Source organism: Bacillus sp. FSL M8-0350, assembly GCF_038593345.1.
Lineage (GTDB): Bacteria > Bacillota > Bacilli > Bacillales > Bacillaceae > Bacillus > Bacillus safensis.
Genome location: NZ_CP151985.1, coordinates 643,451 through 663,451, shown reverse-complemented (window position 1 = coordinate 663,451; position 20,001 = coordinate 643,451). Strand labels below are relative to the sequence as shown.

Below are 20,001 nucleotides of genomic sequence, written 5' to 3'. Positions count from 1 at the left end.
ATCGCAAGAAAATTTTGTATACTTGTTATAAGATTAGCTTAATCAAGAGGGCAGTCATCCTCCATTCGCCACATGCCCGAATTTCACACGTATTTTTTATACATCGTGTATAAGAGTGTTCAAAAGGAGGTCATGAGTCTATGGCGATTCTCGTCAAAGATGCACTCTCGCTCGATATCATGAAGGAAACAAAGCTGCTTGCTGGGGAAAATGGACTGGACCGCCTCATTCAGTGGGTGACCATTGTGGAAATTATCGAAGATACTTCAAGGCTTTCAGAAGGGGAACTGCTCGTCACAACCGGCTTTGGACTTGCAGACAATAAGGAAAGGCGCGCCCGGCTTGAGGAGCTGATTCAATCTCATCGTCTATCGGCCATTGCGATTTATAAAGGCGTGTACTTAACGGAGATTCCGGCATCACTGATCGAAGCTGCCAAAAACAGCGGCATTCCACTCATCGAGATTCCTTCACATGTCAACTTCTCAGACATTACAAAAGCCGTCCTAGAGCAAATCGTCAGCAGCCAGCTCCATCAGCTTAAATATTCTTCAGCTATTCACCAAAGACTGACCCATTTAAATGTAAGCAATAAAAATGTCACGCAAATTACAGATGAGCTGGCACATCTCACTTCGGCAAACATCGTCGTGCTAGATGTTTTTTTACATCAAACCGCAGCTCATCTCATCAAAGATGAAGTGACGTACTCTCCTGCTTTTGGCTTTCTGACAGATCGTGAACCAATCGAAACGATGCCTCTTCTCAAGCAGGCTGAGGAGAAAGGAAGGCTCGTTTATGACACGTGCGGTGCGTTTGTCCTCGCTGCATGTCCGGTGATTGCGATGGGCGATATTTTCGGGTTTATTGTATCTTTAAAGAAAAAGGATGCGTGGCATCATCTTGACGCGATTGCCATCGAGCATGCTGGGGCGGTGTATGCGATTGAATGGCTGAAGCAAAAAGCCATTCAAGATACAGAAAACCAAATGCAAGGTCATTTGTTAGATGATATTTTGCAGCAGCAATACACAGAAGAAAGCTATGTGGTCGAACAAGCAACAAAGCTGCAATATGATATGAGCGATGAGCAGGTGGTCATCTACTTTCAATTTCAGCATCAGCACACACAGCTTGATCACCAAATGATGCAGCGCCTATCTCAATTACTCACGTCGATATTTGAACGCAGACATATTCCTTTTTTACTTAAGACAAGGCTCGATTCCATTTTTGTTCTTACACCAGCAGGAAAAAAAACGTTTCAAGAAGCGGAGTGGTATCGTGCAGCAGAAGAGTGCCGGAGCACTTGGTCTTATTTTTTTCCCGTCCATCCGATTGTGATTGGCATTGGGAGAGCCTATGACCAGATCGGTCTCTTTTCAAAAAGCGCGAAGGAAGCGCAGTATGCAGCAAGGCTTCTTCCGCTTTTAAAGACAGACGAATGCATCATTCATTATCAGAAGCTCGGCTTATACGGGATGCTTCTTGAAATGAATGAAGCGGGTATGAATTTGCATGACTTTTACGTGGAGCTGTTAAGTCCCTTGCTTTATACGAAAAAACAGGGGGCTGACCTGATCCATACACTCGAAGTGTATTTGGCCCACAATGAAAATATTCAAAAATCTGCTGGGGAATTGTTTATTCATAGGCATACATTAAGCTACCGGCTGAAACAAATTGAAACGAGAACTGGCTGCAGCCTCAAATCGATGGATGATCGGATGAAGCTGCAGCTCAGTATCATGGCGTACCGCCTATCTGGTCTGCTTGATCAGATGAGAACCATTTCATGATTCATTCGGCGTTTTCACCCATAGATTCATATCTTCAATTTTGTCAAAAATATAACAGTTGTTTTGGAAACGCCCGGTATACGTATAGCCGAGCTGATAAAACACTTGATTCATTCCATAGGACAGTGCACGTGCGAGAGAATAAAAGACATAGATGTGCATGGATTGAAGTTCTTTTTCGAGTGCTAGAATCAAATGATGCATGAATCCTAGTTTTCTGTATGTCGGAAGGGTCGCACAATCTGTTAATTCCGCATGACCATACGGCGCATTGATTTCAGCGGATGCTGCACTCACAATGTGCCCGTCATGTTCAACGGCATAAAAGACCGTCCCTTCCTCCATCACCTTTTGGATGTAATCTGACTCGTTCATTGGCGTAGGATACGTTTCAAAGACGGTATCATAGAGCTTTGCCAGCTTGTGAATATCCTGCGTATCTGCTTTCCTCATCACATACTCATCCTGCCATGTGCCTTGGTCTTTTTTGAGAGGCTTTTCTTGAATAGACGCAACAATTTCATCTTCCTTCAGCCAATACGGGCTGTTCATTCGATCCTCCGTCAGAAAGAGCGACATGCCGTACGCATCACTTCCAAGGAAATAATGAGAAAACACGCCTTCAAGCCGAAAGCCTTTTTCTAAAAAAAGAGGCATATGCTCACGCCTGACTTTCACAATGACCTTAGAAGCCTTGCAGTCCGCCGCTTCCTTTAGAACCAACTGAATCACATCCCGCACCCTGCCGCTGTAGTCATCCAAACGGATTCGCTCATTAAATGAATCAATACAGATCGAGGCAGAAAAACGCTCGTTCGCAAGTTCCTTCAATTGCACCATATACTCATCCTCTCTTATCAATCAGCTAATAAAAAAAATCCAAATGGAAAATGAAACAATGACGATACCAGAAAAAATCGGCATGATCATATACCTAATGGCTGAGCTTTTTTGGCTTTGTTTTGCTTTCTCGCTTCATACATGATGAGATTTGAGAACAGTATAAATAAAATAAGTAATACGATTGCAAATAGAATGATTCCTTGAATGATCATGCTGCCTCCTCATAAACTCGTCATCCCATACTACTTCTTCATATTCCGCCGGCATCCCTTCTCATGAACAAAAAACACCTTTCCATCTCGTCAGATAGAAAGGTGTTTTGATTAAACGTTTTTCCCCGCAGCCTTCAGTGCACGGGCACCGATGTCACGGCGATAAAATAGACCTGGCTGAATGATTTCTTCAACCGCTTCATACACTCTTGATCTTGCCGCTTCAAATGTGTCGTCAAATGCGGTCACATTCGCTACACGGCCGCCATTTGTGACGAATTGATCGTTTTCTTTTTTTGTTCCTGCGTGGAAGGTCACAACATCAGAGACAGTCGTTTGCAAAGTACCGATTGGTGTGCCTTTTGCATAGTCTTCTGGGTATCCTTCTGATGCAAGAACCACACTGACAGCCGCAGTGTCTTTCCACTGTAAGTCCACATCTTTTCCATCAAGAATATCGAGGAATACTTGGACTAGATCTGATTCAAGACGAGGGAGAACCACTTGCGTTTCAGGGTCGCCAAAGCGTGCATTGAATTCAATCACCTTTGAGCCTTCTGGTGTCAGCATTAAACCTGCATATAAAATGCCTGTAAATGGACGCCCTTCCTGCACCATCGCGCGAGCTGCCGGTTTGACGACATCTTCCACCGCTTTTTGAACCACTTCATCTGAAATTTGCGGAACTGGTGAATAAGCGCCCATTCCGCCGGTGTTCGGCCCTTTGTCATCTTCAAAGGCCCTTTTATGATCCTGCGCAATCACCATCGGGTACACCTTGTCTCCATTGACAAAGGCCATGAGTGAAAATTCTTCGCCTGTTAAAAATTCTTCGATGACGACTGATGCACTTGCATCGCCAAACTTTTCATCCTCTAAGAAATCATGCAGACAATCGACCGCCTCTTCAAGCGTCATGGCCACTGTCACGCCTTTTCCTGCGGCGAGACCGTCAGCTTTAATAACAATCGGCGCACCCTTTTCTTCCACATATGCCTTTGCTTCTTCAAACGATGTAAAAGCAGCATAGGCAGCCGTCGGGATATCGTAATTCTTCATTAAGTCTTTTGCAAATTCCTTTGAGCCTTCAATGACCGCAGCTTTTGCATTCGGTCCAAATACTTTTAAACCTGCTTCTTCAAATGCATCAACGACACCTGCGATTAAAGGAACCTCTGGACCGACAATGGTTAAGCCGACTTCGTTTTCTTTTGCAAAACGAATTAATGACTCATGATCGCCTTCGTCGATTGGTACAAGCTTCGCAGCATCTGTCATTCCATCATTGCCGGGTGCGACAAATACTTGGCTGACAAGTTCACTTTGATTCACTTTCCATGCGATGGTATGCTCTCTTCCGCCTCTGCCAATAATTAGTACGTTCACACTGTCATCCCCTTAATGTTTGAAATGTCTAACGCCAGTGAAGACCATGGCGATGCCGTATTCATCTGCTTTTTGAATCGATTCTTCATCACGAATAGATCCGCCTGGCTGAATAATCGCTGTGACGCCTGCCTTTGCAGCAGCTTCCACTGTATCGCCCATTGGGAAGAATGCATCAGAGCCTAGTGCGCTGCCTTTTGCCTTTTCACCTGCTTGCTCAATTGCAATATTAGCTGAGCCCACGCGGTTCATTTGACCAGCACCGATCCCTGCTGTCATTTGATCTTTCGCAAGGACAATGGCATTTGATTTCACATGCTTGACTACTTTCCAAGCAAGCTTTAAGTCTTTCCATTCGTCTTCTGTTGGTTCTCTTTTCGTTGGAATAGAGATAGTTGCTTCCTCTAAGCCATACGTGTCAATATCCTGAACAAGCAGTCCGCCATGGACACTTGTCAGCTGCTTTTCTTTTTTCCCGAGATCCGCTTCTACATCTAATGTTAATAGACGAAGGTTCTTTTTCGCCGTTAACACGTCAAGCGCTTCTTGGCTGAACGATGGGGCGATGACAATTTCTAAGAAAATCGTATGCAGCACGTCAGCTGTTTGTTTGTCTACTTCACGGTTAAGTGCCACAATGCCGCCAAAAATAGAAGTCTCATCTGCTTTGAATGCTCGGTCAAAAGCTTCTGCAATCGTTTCTCCTGTACCAACGCCGCACGGGTTCATATGCTTCACAGCGACAGCTGCTGGCTCCGTGAATTCACGTACAATTTGAAGAGCGGCATCTGCATCTTTGATGTTGTTGTAGGAAAGTTCTTTTCCGTGTAATTGCGTTGCAGTAGCTAAAGAACCTTTCGCTGGAAGAGCATTTTCATAGAAAGTCGCCGCTTGATGAGGGTTTTCTCCATAACGAAGAGATTGTTTTTTCTCAAATGTGACAGTGAACTGTTCTGGCTCTGTTTCGCCCACAAAGTTTGTTAAGTAATCGGCAATCAGAGCATCGTAAGCAGCCGTATGACGGAAGACTTTTGCAGCAAGCTCACGTTTTTTCTCTAATGACACGCCGCCGTCTTTGATTTGCTGAATGACTGTATCATAGTCACGAGGATCGACAATCACTGTGACGTCTTGATGGTTTTTTGATGCCGCACGAAGCATTCCCGGTCCGCCAATATCAATGTTTTCAATCGCTTCTTCATACGTCACATCGTCTTTTGAGATCGTCTCTTTGAATGGATAGAGATTCACGACAACAAGATCAATCGGCTGAATGCCATGCTTCTCAATCTGTGCCATATGCTCATCGTTTTCTCTCACTGCTAAAAGTCCACCATGAATGTTCGGGTGAAGTGTTTTGAGTCGTCCGTCCATGATTTCAGGGAATCCAGTGACTTCTGAAATCCCAATGACATCAATACCGTTTTCTTGAAGAAGCTTGTGTGTACCTCCAGTTGAAATCACTTCAACGCCAAGTTCTGTTAATTCTTTCACAAAAGGTACAAGATTCGTTTTATCGGAAACACTGATTAATGCGCGTTTGATCGTCATGCCTTCGTCACCTCATTAAGATAATTCTAAAAGTGATTTGATCACTTTTGGATATAGTGTGTGTTCTAGTTCATGCATTCTTTTTTCAATCGATTCAAGCTCTTCCCCTTGTTCGATATAAATCGACGCTTGGTCAATGATCGGACCTGTATCCATGCCTTCATCGACAAAATGGACGGTGATGCCCGCCACTTTGACGCCTGCTTGATAAGCTTGTCCAATGGCATCCAGCCCTGGGAAGGCTGGCAGCAAGGACGGATGGATATTGACAATTTTCCCTCTGAATGCTTCAAGTAATGTCGGACCAATCAGTCTCATATACCCAGCAAGGAAAATCCATTCCACTTCATGCAGCCTAAGCTGTTCAATGATCGTTTGTTCAAAAGCGGCTTTATTCGGAAAAGCCTTCGGGGTAAAGGCAAAGGAGGGAATGCCCTCTTTCTCAGCACGCTCCAGCACCTTTGCACCCGGTTTATCGCAAATCACAATGGCGGCCTTTGCCTGCCACTGTTCTTTTTTTAATGTATCTATAATGGCTTGAAAATTCGTCCCGCTTCCAGAGGCGAAGATCGCAAACTTCTTCATGAGAGGCTTCCACCGCCGAATGTGACGCCTTCTCCTTTTTGAACACGGCCAATGAGAAATGCTTTCTCTCCGTCTTCTTCAAGTCCTCTGATCACTTCGACAAGGTCATCTTCTTTTACCGCTAAGACAAAACCAATGCCCATATTAAACACGTTGAACATTTCTTCTGCCTTTAACTGTCCTTTTTCTTGAATAAAGGAGAAAATTGGCGGTACTGGCCATGAGCCGTTATCAATCTCAACGCCAAGCCCTTCAGGCAGCATACGTGGTAAATTTTCAATAAAGCCGCCGCCTGTCACATGTGCCATACCGTCAATCTTGCCGGCTTTCACTTGTTTGAGGACGGGCTTCACATAAATTTTGGTCGGTTCAAGCAGCTCTTCTCCAAGCGGTCTTGTAAAAGGTTCATACGTTTGATGAAGGTCCAGACCAGCGTCTTCCAGCAATACTTTACGAACGAGGGAGTACCCATTGCTATGAATTCCGCTTGAGCTGAGTCCAATAAGCAAGTGCCCCTCTTTAATGCTCTCTCCTGTCACGATTTCATCCTTTTCAACGACGCCTACTGAAAAACCAGCAATATCATATTCATCTTCTGTGTAAAGACCCGGCATTTCTGCTGTTTCTCCGCCGACAAGCGCTGAACCAGACTGCTCACAGCCGTCAGCCACACCTTTGACGATTGATTCAATTTTTATCGGATCTGCTTTACCAACTGCTAAGTAATCTAAGAAAAAGAGCGGCTCTGCCCCTTGTGCCAGCACATCGTTCACACACATTGCCACGGCATCAACACCGATCGTATCGTGTTGATCCATTAAAAAGGCAAGCTTTAATTTTGTTCCAACACCATCTGTTCCTGAGACAAGAACGGGCTTTTTGTATGGCAGCTCAGATAAATCAAACATACCGCCAAATCCGCCTAGAGCACCCATGACACCTGCTCTTTTTGTACGTTCTACGTGTGTTTTCATTCGTTTGACGGCTTCGTATCCTGCTTCGATGTCGACACCGGCGTTTTTATATGCTTCTGACATCCCATTCACTCCTTTTAGCTGCTTCTCTTCCATTTATTTTCAGCAGAATGAAAGAGCAGCATATCAAATCATCTTGACTGCTGCTCCTTTATTCGATTATTTCGTCAGTGCTGTTTCCTTCACATGCGGAAGAACAGTATCTTCATAAATTTCAGTCGGGTATTTCCCAGTAAAGCATGCTAAACATTGACCGCGCTGCGGATCATCATACTTCCTGCCAATCCCGTCCATTAAACCGTCTACAGATAAAAATGCAATGGAGTCTGCACCGATTTCCTGTCTAATTTCTTCCACTGAATGAGAAGAAGCAATCAGCTCTTCATGTGTGGACGTATCAATTCCATAAAAACATGGATGTGCGATTGGCGGTGAACTAATGCGCACATGGACTTCCGTCGCACCCGCTTCTCTTAGCATCGTCACAATGCGGCGGCTTGTAGTTCCGCGTACAATGGAATCATCCACCATCACGACACGTTTTCCTTCGACGACCCCGCGCACAGCTGACAGCTTCATGCGCACGCCCTGCTCACGCAATGCTTGAGACGGCTGAATAAACGTCCGGCCGACATAACGGTTTTTAATCAAACCGAGCTCATACGGAATACCTGTTGCTTCGGCATATCCAATTGCTGCAGAAATACTCGAATCTGGTACACCTGTCACGACATCTGCTTCGACATGCGCTTCCTCGGCAAGCTTTTTGCCAAGGTTCTTTCTCGCACTATGCACGTTGATGCCGTTGATATTGCTGTCAGGTCTTGAGAAATAAATGTATTCCATGCTGCACATGCTGCGGTTAATGTTCATGGAGAAGCGTTCAGATTTCAGGCCTTCATCATTAATGATCAGCATTTCGCCAGGCTCCACATCTCGTAAATACGTGGCACCGACAACATCAAATGCACATGTTTCAGAAGCAACCACATACGCGTCCCCAAGCATACCAAGTGAAAGCGGACGTAAGCCGTTCGGATCAAGTGCCACAATCATTTCTGTTTCCGTCATAATTAAGAAAGCATATGCGCCTTTAAGCATGGACAGGGCATTTTTGATCTGCTCTTTCAATTCAACATAGCCGCTGCGCTTAATTAAATGAGCGAGCACTTCAGTGTCAGAAGATGTTTGGAATATACTCCCCTGGTTCTCTAGCTGCTGCTTTAATTGCGTTGCATTCACTAAGTTCCCATTATGAGCAAGGGCAAGACTGCCGTTGTTTTGCGAGCGGAAGAAGAGGGGCTGCACATTTTCAAAGCCGCCTCCGCCTGCTGTCGCATACCGAACGTGTCCGATCGCTCCTTTGCCTTTCAGATCCTTTAGCTCACCGTTTTGAAAGACTTCCGTAATCAGTCCAAGGCCTTTATGTGCCGTCAGGTTTTCACCATCTGTTGCAATGATTCCCGCACCCTCTTGTCCTCGGTGCTGAAGGCTATGCAATCCGTAATATGTGATTTGCGGGGCTTCTTCGTGTCCCCAAACCCCAAAGACGCCACACTCTTCGTTTAAGCCTCTGATTTCAGCAAGCATGGGATCGCTCCTTTCCATGCGCGTTCAAGCTCGTTGACCGCTGCATGAATCCATTGTTGTCCTTCTTGATTTTTGACAGTGAATACCCCATCATTTGTGACCGTTCCAACTTCTTTCGCATCTTTGACAGCCGCAGCAAACGCTTCGCGGTGCTCTGGTTTCACTGTGACGACAAAACGTGACTGTGTTTCACTGAATAATGAAGCTTCGCTGTTTAGATCAATTTGGATATGAGCGCCAAGACCGTCTGTTCCAAATGTACTTTCAGCAAGTGCAACACCAAGACCGCCTTCAGACACATCGTGAGCTGATTGAACAAGTCCGTTTTGAATCGCAGCAAGAAGGGCTTCCTGACGAGTGAGCTCTACATCCAAATCAATTTCTGGTGCTTTTCCGTAAATACGGCCTTCTGTCATCTTTTGAAGCTCACTGCCTGCGAATTCTTCCTTCGTCTCACCAATGACGAAAATCACATCGCCAGCCTGCTGGAATGACTGCGTCGTAATATGAGCTGTATCTTCCACCAAACCAACCATCCCAATAACTGGTGTTGGGTAAATGGCTGTTCCATTTGATTCGTTATATAAAGAGACGTTACCACCGATAACTGGTGTGCTTAGCTTGCGGCACGCTTCACTAATACCGTCAGCAGATTTTTCAATTTGCCAGAAAATTTCTGGTTTTTCTGGGTTACCGAAGTTCAGGTTATCTGTTACTGCAAGCGGACGAGCGCCTGAGCACACAATGTTACGTGCTGCTTCTGCGACTGCGATTTTCCCGCCGACCTCTGGATCAAGGTAGAGATAACGTGCGTTACAATCGGTTGTCATCGCAAGGGCTTTTTTCGTTCCACGGATTCTTAAAACGCCCGCATCAGAGCCTGGTGCAACGACTGTATTTGTCCGAACCATGTAGTCATATTGGTCATAAACCCATTCTTTACTTGCAATTGTCGGCTGCTGGAGAAGCTGCTTTAACGTTTCGGCTGCATCTGTGATAGCAGGTGCTTCAACTTTTGTTTCTAAAAACTCACGATAGTATGCAGGCTCACTTGACGGCTTGTGATAAACCGGCGCTTCTTCTGCAAGGGCATCAACAGGAAGCTCACATACTACTTCACCTTGATGAAGTAAACGAAGCATTTTATCGTCTGTCACATGTCCGACTGATACCGCTTCAAGATCGTATTTTTCAAAAATATCAATGATTTCTTGTTCACGGCCTTTTTCAATGACCAGAAGCATTCTCTCTTGAGATTCAGACAGCATCATTTCGTATGCGGACATGCCTGTTTCACGCTGCGGGATAAGGTCTAGATTCATCTCGATACCAGAACCTGCTTTACTCGCCATTTCCGCACTTGAGCTTGTTAAGCCAGCCGCTCCCATATCCTGAATTCCAACGAGTGCATCGTTTTTGATGACTTCAAGGCACGCTTCAAGCAGCAGTTTTTCCATGAATGGATCACCGACTTGAACTGCTGAGCGTTTTTCTTCTGATTCATCAGAAAATTCCTCAGATGCAAATGTTGCACCGTGAATTCCGTCACGTCCCGTTTTGGCACCAACGTACATGACCGTGTTGCCGACACCTTTTGCCTGCCCTTTTTTGATGTCTTCATGGTTGATTAATCCAACACACATTGCATTTACGAGCGGGTTGCCTTCATAGCTTTGATCGAAATGAACCTCTCCGCCGACTGTTGGAATTCCGATACAGTTTCCATAGCCTGCGATCCCTGCCACTACTTCTTCAAACAAGTACTTCACGCGCGGTGAAGTCAGTTCACCAAAACGAAGAGAGTTTAATACAGCAATTGGACGCGCACCCATGGAGAATACATCACGGATAATTCCGCCGACACCTGTCGCCGCTCCTTGATACGGTTCAATCGCAGATGGATGGTTATGTGATTCGATTTTAAATACAACCGCTTGGTTGTCTCCAATATCAACGATTCCAGCGCCTTCCCCAGGACCTTGAAGGACGTGCTCTCCTTTTGTCGGGAATTTGCTTAAAACAGGCTTTGAGTTTTTATAACTGCAATGCTCTGACCACATGACAGAAAAAATGCCCGTTTCTGTGTAGTTTGGCAGCCTGCCAATAATGGATTCGATTAAAGCGAATTCTTCATCACTCAATCCCATTTGCTGATACAATTTCTCTTCTTTAATTTGCTTGTGACTTGGTTCAAGCAGTAGTGACATGAGTGTCCCTCCAATTTTTCACGATAGATTGAAACAATTTAAGTCCGTCTGCGCTGCCTAGTAATGAATCAACCGCGCGCTCAGGGTGCGGCATCATGCCGAGTACATTGCCCTCTTCATTCGTTACACCTGCAATACGATTTACACTGCCGTTAATATCGTCTCCATAAGTGAAAGCGATTTGGCCGCGTTCAATGAGCTTCGCTAAAGTGTCTTCGTCACAGTAGAAGTTGCCTTCACCGTGCGCTACAGGAATCGTAATGGATTCGCCTTTTTGATAACCGCTTGTAAATTGCGTTTCGTTGTTTTCTACAATGAGTTCAACTGGACGACAGATAAATTTCAAGTCTTTATTTCGTCTCATCGCACCCGGAAGAATGCCAAGCTCCTGAAGAATTTGGAACCCGTTACAAACACCAAGAACAGGTTTTCCTTCCTCAGCTGCTTTTTTCACCGCCGGCATGATGTTTGAGAAGCGGGCGATCGCACCACATCTTAAGTAATCCCCATAAGAGAAACCGCCTGGTACGAGTACACCGTCAAATCCGTCAAGACTCGTTTCGTCGTGCCATACATATTCAACTTGTTCACCTAGCTCATCTTGAATCGCATGGTACATATCGATATCACAGTTAGAGCCAGGCAAGACGATCACTGCAAACTTCACTGTGCGACAACCTCCTCCACCTCATAGCGGTAATCTTCAATCACCGTGTTGGCAAGTAATTTTTCGCACATTTCTTTGACGACTGTGTCTAAATCACGATCTGATTTTTCAATGACAAGCTCCATGTATTTCCCGATACGGACATCCTTTACTTCCTGATAAGACATGCTGTGCAAAGCGTGCTGCACGGCACTTCCTTGTGGATCAAGAACGCTCTCTTTTAAGCTGACAAAAATTTTCACTTTATACATGTTTATGGCCTCCAAGTCTTTTGAAAATTTCTTCGTATGCATTCGTTAAGCCGCCCAGGTTTCGTCTGAACACGTCTTTATCAAGCTTTTCGTTTGTATCTTTGTCCCAAAGCCTGCACGTATCAGGTGAAATCTCATCAGCTAGCAAAATACGATTCTCGTGATCTATTCCGAATTCAAGCTTGAAATCAATTAAATTCACATGGCAGTCTGAGAAGATTTGCTTTAACTCTTCATTCACTTGTCTTGTGATTTGTTTCATTTCCTCGACCTGCTCTGGTGTCGCTGCATCTAAAATGCGGATATGATCTTCTGTAATGAGCGGATCGCCGAGCGCATCATCTTTGTAGTAAAACTCAATCAAAGGTGTGTCCAGTTTCGTTCCCTCTGGAATGCCGAGGCGTTTTGACATACTGCCTGCCACTACATTTCGTACAACCACTTCAAGCGGAACAATCTGCACCTTTTGAATGAGCTGCTCTGTTTCAGAAAGGCGTTTCACAAAGTGATTGTTGATTCCTTTCTCATGCAGCATTTGAAAGATTAAGCTCGAAATTTCGTTGTTCAGTCTGCCTTTGCCTTCGATTTCGGCTTTCTTTTCGCCGTTAAATGCTGTAGCTGAGTCTTTATATTCGACATATAAAATATGCTCGTCATCGGTCTGATAGATTTTTTTCGCTTTGCCTTCGTAGAGAAGTTCTTGTTTCACAGTCATTCAGGTTGGCCTCCTAATTTGAATGTTGGCAATTTTCAGGATTGGGCGCCTGGCAAGCAGGCGGCCCATTTCTTACGCAAGACCTAGACGTTCGAAAATCATATCGACATTTTTCAAATGATAGTTGTAATCGAAGCAGTCAGCGATTTGTTCAGGTGTTAAGCGTGACGTGATTTTTTCTTCTGCTTCTACTAATGAACGGAACGGCACTTGTTTCTCCCACGCTTCCATCGCCTTTGGCTGAACCGTGTCATATGCCTCTTCACGTGCCATACCTGTATCGATTAATGCAAGAAGAACGCGCTGTGAGTAAATTAAGCCAAGTGTGCGGTCCATGTTGCGTTTCATATTTTCAGGGAAAACCGTTAAGTTTTTCACGATGTTTGAGAAACGGTTGAGCATATAGTTCAGTGCAATCGTTGCATCTGGTAAAATGATGCGCTCAGCAGATGAATGAGAAATATCACGCTCATGCCAAAGCGGTACATTTTCATAAGCTGTCAGCATATATCCACGGATCACGCGGGCAATTCCCGTCATATTCTCAGAACCGATTGGGTTACGCTTATGCGGCATCGCTGATGACCCTTTTTGTCCTTTGGCAAAGAACTCTTCTACTTCACGTGTTTCACTCTTTTGAAGACCACGAATTTCAACAGCAAATTTCTCAATGCTCGTTGCGACTAAAGCAAGAGTAGCCATGTAATCTGCATGGCGGTCACGCTGCAAGGTTTGGGTTGAAATTGGTGCAGCTTTGATGCCAAGTTTCTCACATACATATTGCTCAACAAACGGGTCGATGTTCGCATATGTGCCAACAGCTCCAGAGATTTTGCCATATTCAATGCCAGCTTTTGCTTGTTTAAAACGTTCTAAGTTACGCTTCATTTCCTCGTACCAAAGAGCAAGCTTCAGGCCAAATGTTGTCGGTTCAGCGTGTACACCGTGTGTACGGCCCATCATGACGGTATATTTGTGCTCTTTTGCTTTTTCTTTTAGGATGTCAACAAATCTCTCAATGTCCTTGAGCAGGATATCGTTCGCCTGTTTTAATAGATATGAAAGCGCCGTATCCACTACGTCTGTCGATGTTAATCCGTAATGAACCCACTTTCTTTCTTCTCCTAGAGATTCAGAGACAGCACGCGTAAAGGCAACCACGTCGTGGCGCGTGTCTTGTTCAATCTCTAAAATACGTCCAATATCAAAGCTTGCATTTTTGCGCATTGTCACAACGTCTTCTTTCGGAATGACGCCAAGCTCTGCCCAAGCTTCACAAGCGAGAATTTCTACTTCAAGCCATGCATTAAATTTGTTTTCCTCTGTCCAGATTGCTGACATTTCTGGTCGTGCGTAACGTTCGATCATTTCCCGTTTCCTCCATCTCTTTCAGTCCATATCTTTGTGATGTTTGTCATCCACTCATCATCGAGCTGTTTCATAAACGTCATATGCCCCATTTTGCGGCCGGCTTTTACTTCATGCTTTCCATATAGATAAAGCTTCGCTTCTTTGAGAAGCTCAGGATGCTCTTTTGGAATGTCCACTTCATCGCCTAATAAATTCACCATCATTCCCTCTGATAAAAGGGCTGTACCGCCAAGCGGCAAACCACATATAGCGCGGACGTGCTGTTCAAACTGACTTGTCTCACATAAATCGAGTGTATAATGACCAGAATTATGCGGGCGTGGTGCCAGTTCATTGACGAGCAGCTTTCCGTCATTTGTCAGGAACAGTTCTACAGCAAGAGTACCAACCAGCCCCAGCTTTTCAGCCAGTGTTGTTGCCAGATCTTTCGCCTTCTCCTGAATGCGGTTCTCTACCCTTGCAGGTACAATGCTTTGGAACAAAATATTATGCTTATGAATGTTCTCAGCGACTGGGAATACTGCAATCTCTCCATGAACAGAACGAGTGACGATCACTGATAGCTCCATTTGGAATGGAACCCAGCTTTCTAAAATACAAGTTCCATGTGTGAGCAGTGCAGCTGCTTCCTGAAGCTGTCCTTTTTCTTTAATGACGTACTGTCCTTTTCCGTCGTAGCCGCCTCTGCATGTTTTCAGCACGGCTGGCAAACCGAGCACGTCCAATGCTTCTTCCAGCTCTTTTTCATCATGAATAATGCGGTAAGGCGCTACTTCACAGCCTGCGTCTACAATTCCTTTTTTCTCGGTCTCACGATTTTGAGTTAAAAGGAGAAGGTCGCTTCCTTGTGGTAAATAGGCTTCTTCCTTCAGCTGATTGAGTGCATCATAATCAATATTTTCAAACTCATAAGTCACCACATCGCTGACGTCTGCCAGCTTTCGAATCGCTTCAAGGTCACTATATGCGGCTGTGATTTCTTTATCAGCAACCTGTCCGCAAGGAGATTGTGCAACTGGGTCTAGAACTGCTGCCCGGTACCCCATTTGCTTTGCGCTGACAGCCATGTATCTGCCAAGCTGTCCGCCGCCAATGATCCCGATGGTTGCGTTTGGAAAAATGGTCTGCTTAGCCAAGCTGATCACTGCTTTCTAGTACAGTCTGTTTTGTCTGCTCTCTTCTTTCTTCAAGGCGAGCTGCGACCTTTTCATCAAATGCTGAAATCATTTGTGCGGCAAGAAGGCCTGCATTTGTTGCACCGGCTTTGCCAATGGCTACTGTAGCAACTGGTACACCGCCTGGCATTTGAACGATGGATAATAAGGAATCCAGCCCGTTTAGTGCCTTTGATTGTACAGGCACACCAATGACCGGCAGTGTCGTTTTTGCTGCGACCATCCCCGGTAAATGTGCTGCGCCTCCAGCACCGGCAATGATGACCTTTAGTCCTTTACCTCTTGCTTCAGTCGCATATTCAAACATCAAGTCAGGTGTCCGGTGTGCGGATACTACCTGTTTTTCATACGGAATGTTTAATTCCTCTAAGATGTCGCACGCATTTTTCATTGTTTCCCAATCAGATGTACTTCCCATGATGACACCTACAAGCGGCTTCATTTTGTCCCCACCTTTAAGCTGTTATTCGATTTTGTATCGTTTGACACGCTTCCCAAACCTAAGCAGCTTGTCAAACGCCGAACAAAAAGGCCCGGTCTGTATTGCAATGTTAGGAAGCAACACAAACCGGGCCATGGTAAGCGCTGTTCGCTTTTGAAACGCCATGTCAGTTTTGTTCACTATCCTGCATAGTCCAGTCATTTACGGTAACTGGGTAGAAACTTATGGGCCATATTCCCAAGATTATATGAGGCTCGTGTTTTGATTTCATGTTTATCTTAACAACGGATGTTCATGATGTCAACGGATTTATCGAACAATCTATGAAGTCGTCGTTTTAATGTTCGGATTTAGACTATTTTTCCTTCAAATACGATTTTTTTCCCAATCGGAATGATCTGAATCGACCCATTTTCCTTCTTTTCTTGAAAAATCGGTTCCTCCATTCGACGGACAGGCGAGTAGCCTTCCGCTGCCATCTGGGACAACACTTGATCAATCGTCATGTTGTCTTCCACATAGAATTTTTTCTTCTTTGGTTTTGCGGTCATTCTTTAATTCTCCTTTTCTTCACAGCCTTCACCCAGAAGCCGCCGTGAATCGATTTGGGCTCATATGAAATGATAAACGCCTTTGAATCCAGCGTCTTAATCGTTTCATATAATTGCAGTTCATATTTTCTCGGTGTTAAAATTTGCAATGCTGTCCGGTCTCCTTCAAGACCGCCTGCTACCCAGCTGGTGACACCATATCCTTTTTCTCTCAATTGTCTTGGGAGATCGACATCCAATTCTTTTGTGATCACGTTAACAGTTGTGTAGCCAAGTGCCAGCTTCTCTTCAATTTTCATCCCGACAATGATCCCCATCCCATAACCTAGCGCATACGCAATGACATTTTGTATTTGATCTAAGTTATCTAAAACGATACTTAACCCAATGACATAAATGAGCATTTCGATCGTACCCGCAAAAGCAGCTGCGTACCGTCTGCCTTTCATCGTTAAAATCAAACGCATGGTGGAAAAAGAAACATAAACAATATTAATCACTAAAATGATTAAAACCATGGTGAACGCATTGGATAAAAGTTGTTGAAGCACGATTCGAACCCCCTGCACTAAAAAATCAAATAAAGCACCCCATATTCTACTAGAGAACATACCTTGATACAATCAAATTTACGCGATCAAAACACATATATCTTTCGACAACAAGGGTGGTCTTTGTTACCAAGAGTTTACCCGTTTTTTTCTTTTCTCAACATGAAAACCCCCTTTTTCAAAAAAGGAGGTTTTCAGTGTGTTTTATCCAAATCGAACAGGAACAAGTGATGGAATCAAATACTCCCCGACTATGCCCCAGAGCAGCGCAATGATGACAAGCTCAACCAATAAAAAGACCCAGCCCGCATACATCAAATCTCCACGTACGGCATCATGCTCCGATTGAAACGAGCGAAAGAGCACGACCGCAATCAACTGGAGGCCGACAAACATCATTACGGATATTATGACGGTCACATATGGAATATTCAGCATGGCAAATACAAGCCAAAGGATGGATAAAACCAACACCGGCACAAGCGCAGCACCAAACTTCATGATCACTTCTTTCAGTGATATGTTTCCTTTTAGCATGTACTTTCCGAGCAGCCAGACGGTAAGCATCATCAATGTCAGCACAATGAGTGTAAAGACCGCTACCTTCAAAAAGGCGTCGCCAAAAGAATAATGAATGCCAAAGCCTAATAAACGGGTCTTTGACGCCTTTAATTGAACATAGTTGCCTAAAGCAAAAAACACGCTGAATAACACAATCGAGATCCAGGCGTACTTCATACGCAATGTTTCTGCTTGATTGATGGCCTGACTCGGTGATTTTAACATCGCCAGTCCATATGAACCATAACGCTTAAACGCGCCTCCTACACCTTGCAGTATACGCTGGATAGCTGAACGCTCATCATCCGCTGTTTTTGAGGATCTTCCACGTTTTGCAGCGCTGCGGCTGAGGCGGGATTGCCTTGTTTCTTGATCTATTGATGACTCTTCGTTTTTCTTTTCAGATGTCCCCTGATCTTGATCTTTCTCTAACATCTCATATCAACTCCTATCCAATCCTTACAGTGCGAAAAGTGCATGAACTGTTCGGATGACTCCTCTTAAAGTAGCGGAGTCTCTCTATTCAGTCAAGATTCCTTGACGTTCATACGAATAGACGGATAAAAGGCAGCAGAGGTTTTAAAATGGAGAGAAAATAAGACAAAACAAAAAAGCTGACGGCCTCCATCAGCTTTTTATCAATGTTGAAATTCATGGTCAACGATATTGACTCCGCTTTCCTTGCTGGACCCGGAGATTCTCCTGATGAGCGGGGAACCGAGTCTTCTTGGTCGTATCAACCTGTGTAATATGTCCATTATGAATGGTGATGACCACTGATCCATAGTCGATCCCTTTTAAGGCAGATAAAATATAATTCAGCTTTTGTTCATCCATCGCTCATCCCCCTATTTTTGTTTTCGCTCTTTTAAATAGAGAACCTCATTTTCCAGCTCATGAATTGTATAATGCATGAGCGCTTCCTGCCCTTCTTCATGCCCCCATAAAAGGAGCTTTTGAATCAGCACCTGCTTTTTTCGTTCAATCACCTGTCGAAGCCAGCGTGACAAAAGACATCTCCTCCCCTTTTGAATGTCTGCAAGAAAAAAAAGGCACCCTGAAACCTTCTATTAAAAAAGGAAATCAAAGCGCCTTTGGTGATCCAATCAGCGAATTATGTCTTTTTATCATAAACACATAATTCCTATAAGTCAACTATGTTTTGATTTTTTTAACAAAAAAACAGCAGCTTCTATGAGCTGCTGTTTCAAATGTTCAATTAATGATTTAAGAAAGCAAAATATAGAATAAAGATGACAAACAATCCGTACATAATTGGATGTACTTCTTTCGCTTTCCCTTTAAAGATCATGGTGATCGGGTAGAAAATAAAGCCAACCGCAATACCTGTTGCAATACTGTAAGTCAGTGGCATCATAATCATCGTTAAGAAAGCTGGTACCGCAATTTCAAAACGATCCCATGCAATCTTCGCCAGCGGAGCGACCATCAGTGCACCGACAATGATTAAAGCAGGTGCTGTTACATTCGATGTAACGATGGATAAAAGTGGTGAGAAGAACATCGCAAGCAAGAAGAAAATCCCTGTGACGACAGCTGCAAAACCAGAACGCGCACCAGCAGCAACACCTGAGCTAGATTCAACATAAGATGTTGTTGTAGATGTACCAAGAATAGAACCTACAACAATAGAAGAAGAATCCGCCAGAAGTGCTCTTCCTGCACGAGGCAGCTCATTATTCTTCATTAAACCAGCCTGTGTTGCCACAGCCACAAGTGTACCAGCTGTATCAAAGAACCCAACGAATAAGAACGTTAAAATCACGACAAGCATTTGAATAGAGAAAATTTCTGGTAAGTGAATCAAGGCTTGACCAAAGGTTGGAGACAAGCTTGGAATACTTCCCACAATTTGAGATGGTACTGGCACAAGACCAAAAATCATCCCTGCAATAGCTGTCACAAGCATCCCAATGAAGACACCTGCATTCACTCGAAGTACCATTAAAATGACCGTCACAACGATACCAAACACCGTTAACAGAACCGGACCACTATGAATATTTCCAAGCGAAACGAGCGTATTATCATTATTGGCGATAATGCCAGAGCCTTGAAGACCGACAAACGTAATGAACAAACCAATACCCGCACCAACTGCCAGCTTCAGCTCAGCCGGAATGGCATTGATGATTTTTTCACGGAAACCTGTTAAAGAAAGAGCAACGAAAATCAATCCTGAAACAAACACACCTGAAAGTGCAGCTTCCCATTTGATGCCCATGCCAAGTACAACCGAAAAGGCGAAGAACGCATTCAGACCCATACCGGGTGCAATCGCAATCGGATACCTGGCGATCAATCCCATCAGAATACACCCTGCAGCAGAAGCTAACGCCGTCGCTGTAAAGACTGCCCCCTGATCAATTCGTAATTTATCTGGAAAATCCGGCACAGACACTAATGCAAGTGTGATCGGATTAACAAACAGAATGTAAGCCATCGACAAAAATGTGGTTAAACCACCGATGATTTCTCTGCGGTAATTCGTACCTAATTCATCAAACTGAAAAAACTGTTTCAAGCCAACTGACTCCCTTCATGTCCTT

21 protein-coding genes and 1 riboswitch are annotated in these 20,001 nt (G+C 44.4%); of the genes, 1 reads left to right on the top strand and 20 read right to left on the bottom strand.

The genetic code is table 11. The features are described 5' to 3' along the window. The first annotated feature begins 140 nt into the window (after positions 1–140). The gene (locus NSS80_RS03350; RefSeq protein ID WP_342498416.1) at positions 141–1,799 is read left to right on the top strand and encodes a PucR family transcriptional regulator ligand-binding domain-containing protein; all 1,659 of its coding nucleotides are present in this window, start codon (positions 141–143) and stop codon (positions 1,797–1,799) included. Here the strand turns inward: NSS80_RS03350 and ablB are convergent. The 20 genes from ablB to NSS80_RS03250 all read right to left on the bottom strand — a co-directional run bounded on the left by ablB (position 1,794) and on the right by NSS80_RS03250 (position 19,976). Beyond that, complete coding sequence (gene ablB / locus NSS80_RS03345) at positions 1,794–2,639, bottom strand: putative beta-lysine N-acetyltransferase (protein ID WP_342498415.1); 846 nt, start codon at positions 2,637–2,639, stop codon at positions 1,794–1,796. The two genes, NSS80_RS03350 and ablB, sit on opposite strands and share 6 nt — an antisense overlap. Before the next feature lie 86 nt (positions 2,640–2,725). Continuing rightward, entirely contained in the window at positions 2,726–2,854 is a 129-nt protein-coding gene (locus NSS80_RS03340; protein WP_342498414.1) for a hypothetical protein, read from the bottom strand. A 111-nt stretch (positions 2,855–2,965) separates the two neighbouring features. Beyond that, positions 2,966–4,240, bottom strand: coding sequence for a phosphoribosylamine--glycine ligase (purD, locus tag NSS80_RS03335; RefSeq protein WP_342498413.1), 1,275 nt, complete (start codon positions 4,238–4,240; stop codon positions 2,966–2,968). 12 nt (positions 4,241–4,252) lie between these two features. Continuing rightward, positions 4,253–5,791, bottom strand: coding sequence for a bifunctional phosphoribosylaminoimidazolecarboxamide formyltransferase/IMP cyclohydrolase (gene purH / locus NSS80_RS03330; protein WP_342498412.1), 1,539 nt, complete (start codon positions 5,789–5,791; stop codon positions 4,253–4,255). Positions 5,792–5,806: 15 nt separating this feature from the next. After that, a complete protein-coding gene (gene purN, locus NSS80_RS03325) occupies positions 5,807–6,376 on the bottom strand; it encodes a phosphoribosylglycinamide formyltransferase (RefSeq protein ID WP_234107623.1) in 570 nt (189 codons plus the stop codon). Next, positions 6,373–7,413, bottom strand: coding sequence for a phosphoribosylformylglycinamidine cyclo-ligase (gene purM / locus NSS80_RS03320; RefSeq protein WP_024424511.1), 1,041 nt, complete (start codon positions 7,411–7,413; stop codon positions 6,373–6,375). The genes purN and purM overlap by 4 nt, the downstream gene beginning before the upstream one ends. 96 nt (positions 7,414–7,509) lie before the next feature. Continuing rightward, positions 7,510–8,940, bottom strand: coding sequence for an amidophosphoribosyltransferase (purF, locus tag NSS80_RS03315; protein WP_024424615.1), 1,431 nt, complete (start codon positions 8,938–8,940; stop codon positions 7,510–7,512). Next, positions 8,916–11,147 carry a phosphoribosylformylglycinamidine synthase subunit PurL gene (gene purL, locus NSS80_RS03310; protein WP_025092621.1) on the bottom strand — a complete coding sequence of 744 codons (2,232 nt, stop codon included), beginning with the start codon at positions 11,145–11,147 and terminating at the stop codon, positions 8,916–8,918. The genes purF and purL overlap by 25 nt, the downstream gene beginning before the upstream one ends. Further along, positions 11,131–11,814, bottom strand: coding sequence for a phosphoribosylformylglycinamidine synthase subunit PurQ (gene purQ / locus NSS80_RS03305; protein ID WP_024424510.1), 684 nt, complete (start codon positions 11,812–11,814; stop codon positions 11,131–11,133). Before purQ ends, purL begins: the two co-directional genes overlap by 17 nt. Then, positions 11,811–12,065, bottom strand: a complete 255-nt coding sequence (purS, locus tag NSS80_RS03300; RefSeq protein ID WP_003214349.1) for a phosphoribosylformylglycinamidine synthase subunit PurS — start codon at positions 12,063–12,065, stop codon at positions 11,811–11,813. The genes purQ and purS overlap by 4 nt, the downstream gene beginning before the upstream one ends. Beyond that, entirely contained in the window at positions 12,058–12,780 is a 723-nt protein-coding gene (purC, locus tag NSS80_RS03295; protein WP_106051973.1) for a phosphoribosylaminoimidazolesuccinocarboxamide synthase, read from the bottom strand. Before purC ends, purS begins: the two co-directional genes overlap by 8 nt. A gap of 72 nt (positions 12,781–12,852) precedes the next feature. Next, positions 12,853–14,148, bottom strand: coding sequence for an adenylosuccinate lyase (gene purB, locus NSS80_RS03290; RefSeq protein WP_008355754.1), 1,296 nt, complete (start codon positions 14,146–14,148; stop codon positions 12,853–12,855). Continuing rightward, positions 14,145–15,287, bottom strand: a complete 1,143-nt coding sequence (purK, locus tag NSS80_RS03285) for a 5-(carboxyamino)imidazole ribonucleotide synthase (protein ID WP_317222163.1) — start codon at positions 15,285–15,287, stop codon at positions 14,145–14,147. Before purK ends, purB begins: the two co-directional genes overlap by 4 nt. Further along, positions 15,280–15,768, bottom strand: a complete 489-nt coding sequence (purE, locus tag NSS80_RS03280) for a 5-(carboxyamino)imidazole ribonucleotide mutase (RefSeq protein ID WP_024424506.1) — start codon at positions 15,766–15,768, stop codon at positions 15,280–15,282. Before purE ends, purK begins: the two co-directional genes overlap by 8 nt. 169 nt (positions 15,769–15,937) lie before the next feature. Beyond that, positions 15,938–16,039, bottom strand: a riboswitch (purine riboswitch). Between the two features lie 79 nt (positions 16,040–16,118). After that, positions 16,119–16,319 carry an NETI motif-containing protein gene (locus NSS80_RS03275; RefSeq protein WP_012009137.1) on the bottom strand — a complete coding sequence of 67 codons (201 nt, stop codon included), beginning with the start codon at positions 16,317–16,319 and terminating at the stop codon, positions 16,119–16,121. Further along, complete coding sequence (locus tag NSS80_RS03270) at positions 16,316–16,870, bottom strand: DUF2179 domain-containing protein (protein WP_024424505.1); 555 nt, start codon at positions 16,868–16,870, stop codon at positions 16,316–16,318. Before NSS80_RS03270 ends, NSS80_RS03275 begins: the two co-directional genes overlap by 4 nt. 204 nt (positions 16,871–17,074) lie before the next feature. Then, positions 17,075–17,866: a hypothetical protein gene (locus tag NSS80_RS03265; RefSeq protein WP_317222164.1), complete on the bottom strand. Its 792-nt coding sequence runs from the start codon at positions 17,864–17,866 to the stop codon at positions 17,075–17,077. A gap of 222 nt (positions 17,867–18,088) precedes the next feature. Next, positions 18,089–18,268, bottom strand: a complete 180-nt coding sequence (locus NSS80_RS03260; protein ID WP_024424503.1) for a YezD family protein — start codon at positions 18,266–18,268, stop codon at positions 18,089–18,091. A gap of 11 nt (positions 18,269–18,279) precedes the next feature. Next, complete coding sequence (locus tag NSS80_RS03255; protein WP_162860200.1) at positions 18,280–18,441, bottom strand: hypothetical protein; 162 nt, start codon at positions 18,439–18,441, stop codon at positions 18,280–18,282. Positions 18,442–18,650: 209 nt separating this feature from the next. Continuing rightward, entirely contained in the window at positions 18,651–19,976 is a 1,326-nt protein-coding gene (locus NSS80_RS03250; RefSeq protein ID WP_024424502.1) for an NCS2 family permease, read from the bottom strand. Positions 19,977–20,001 lie beyond the last annotated feature (25 nt).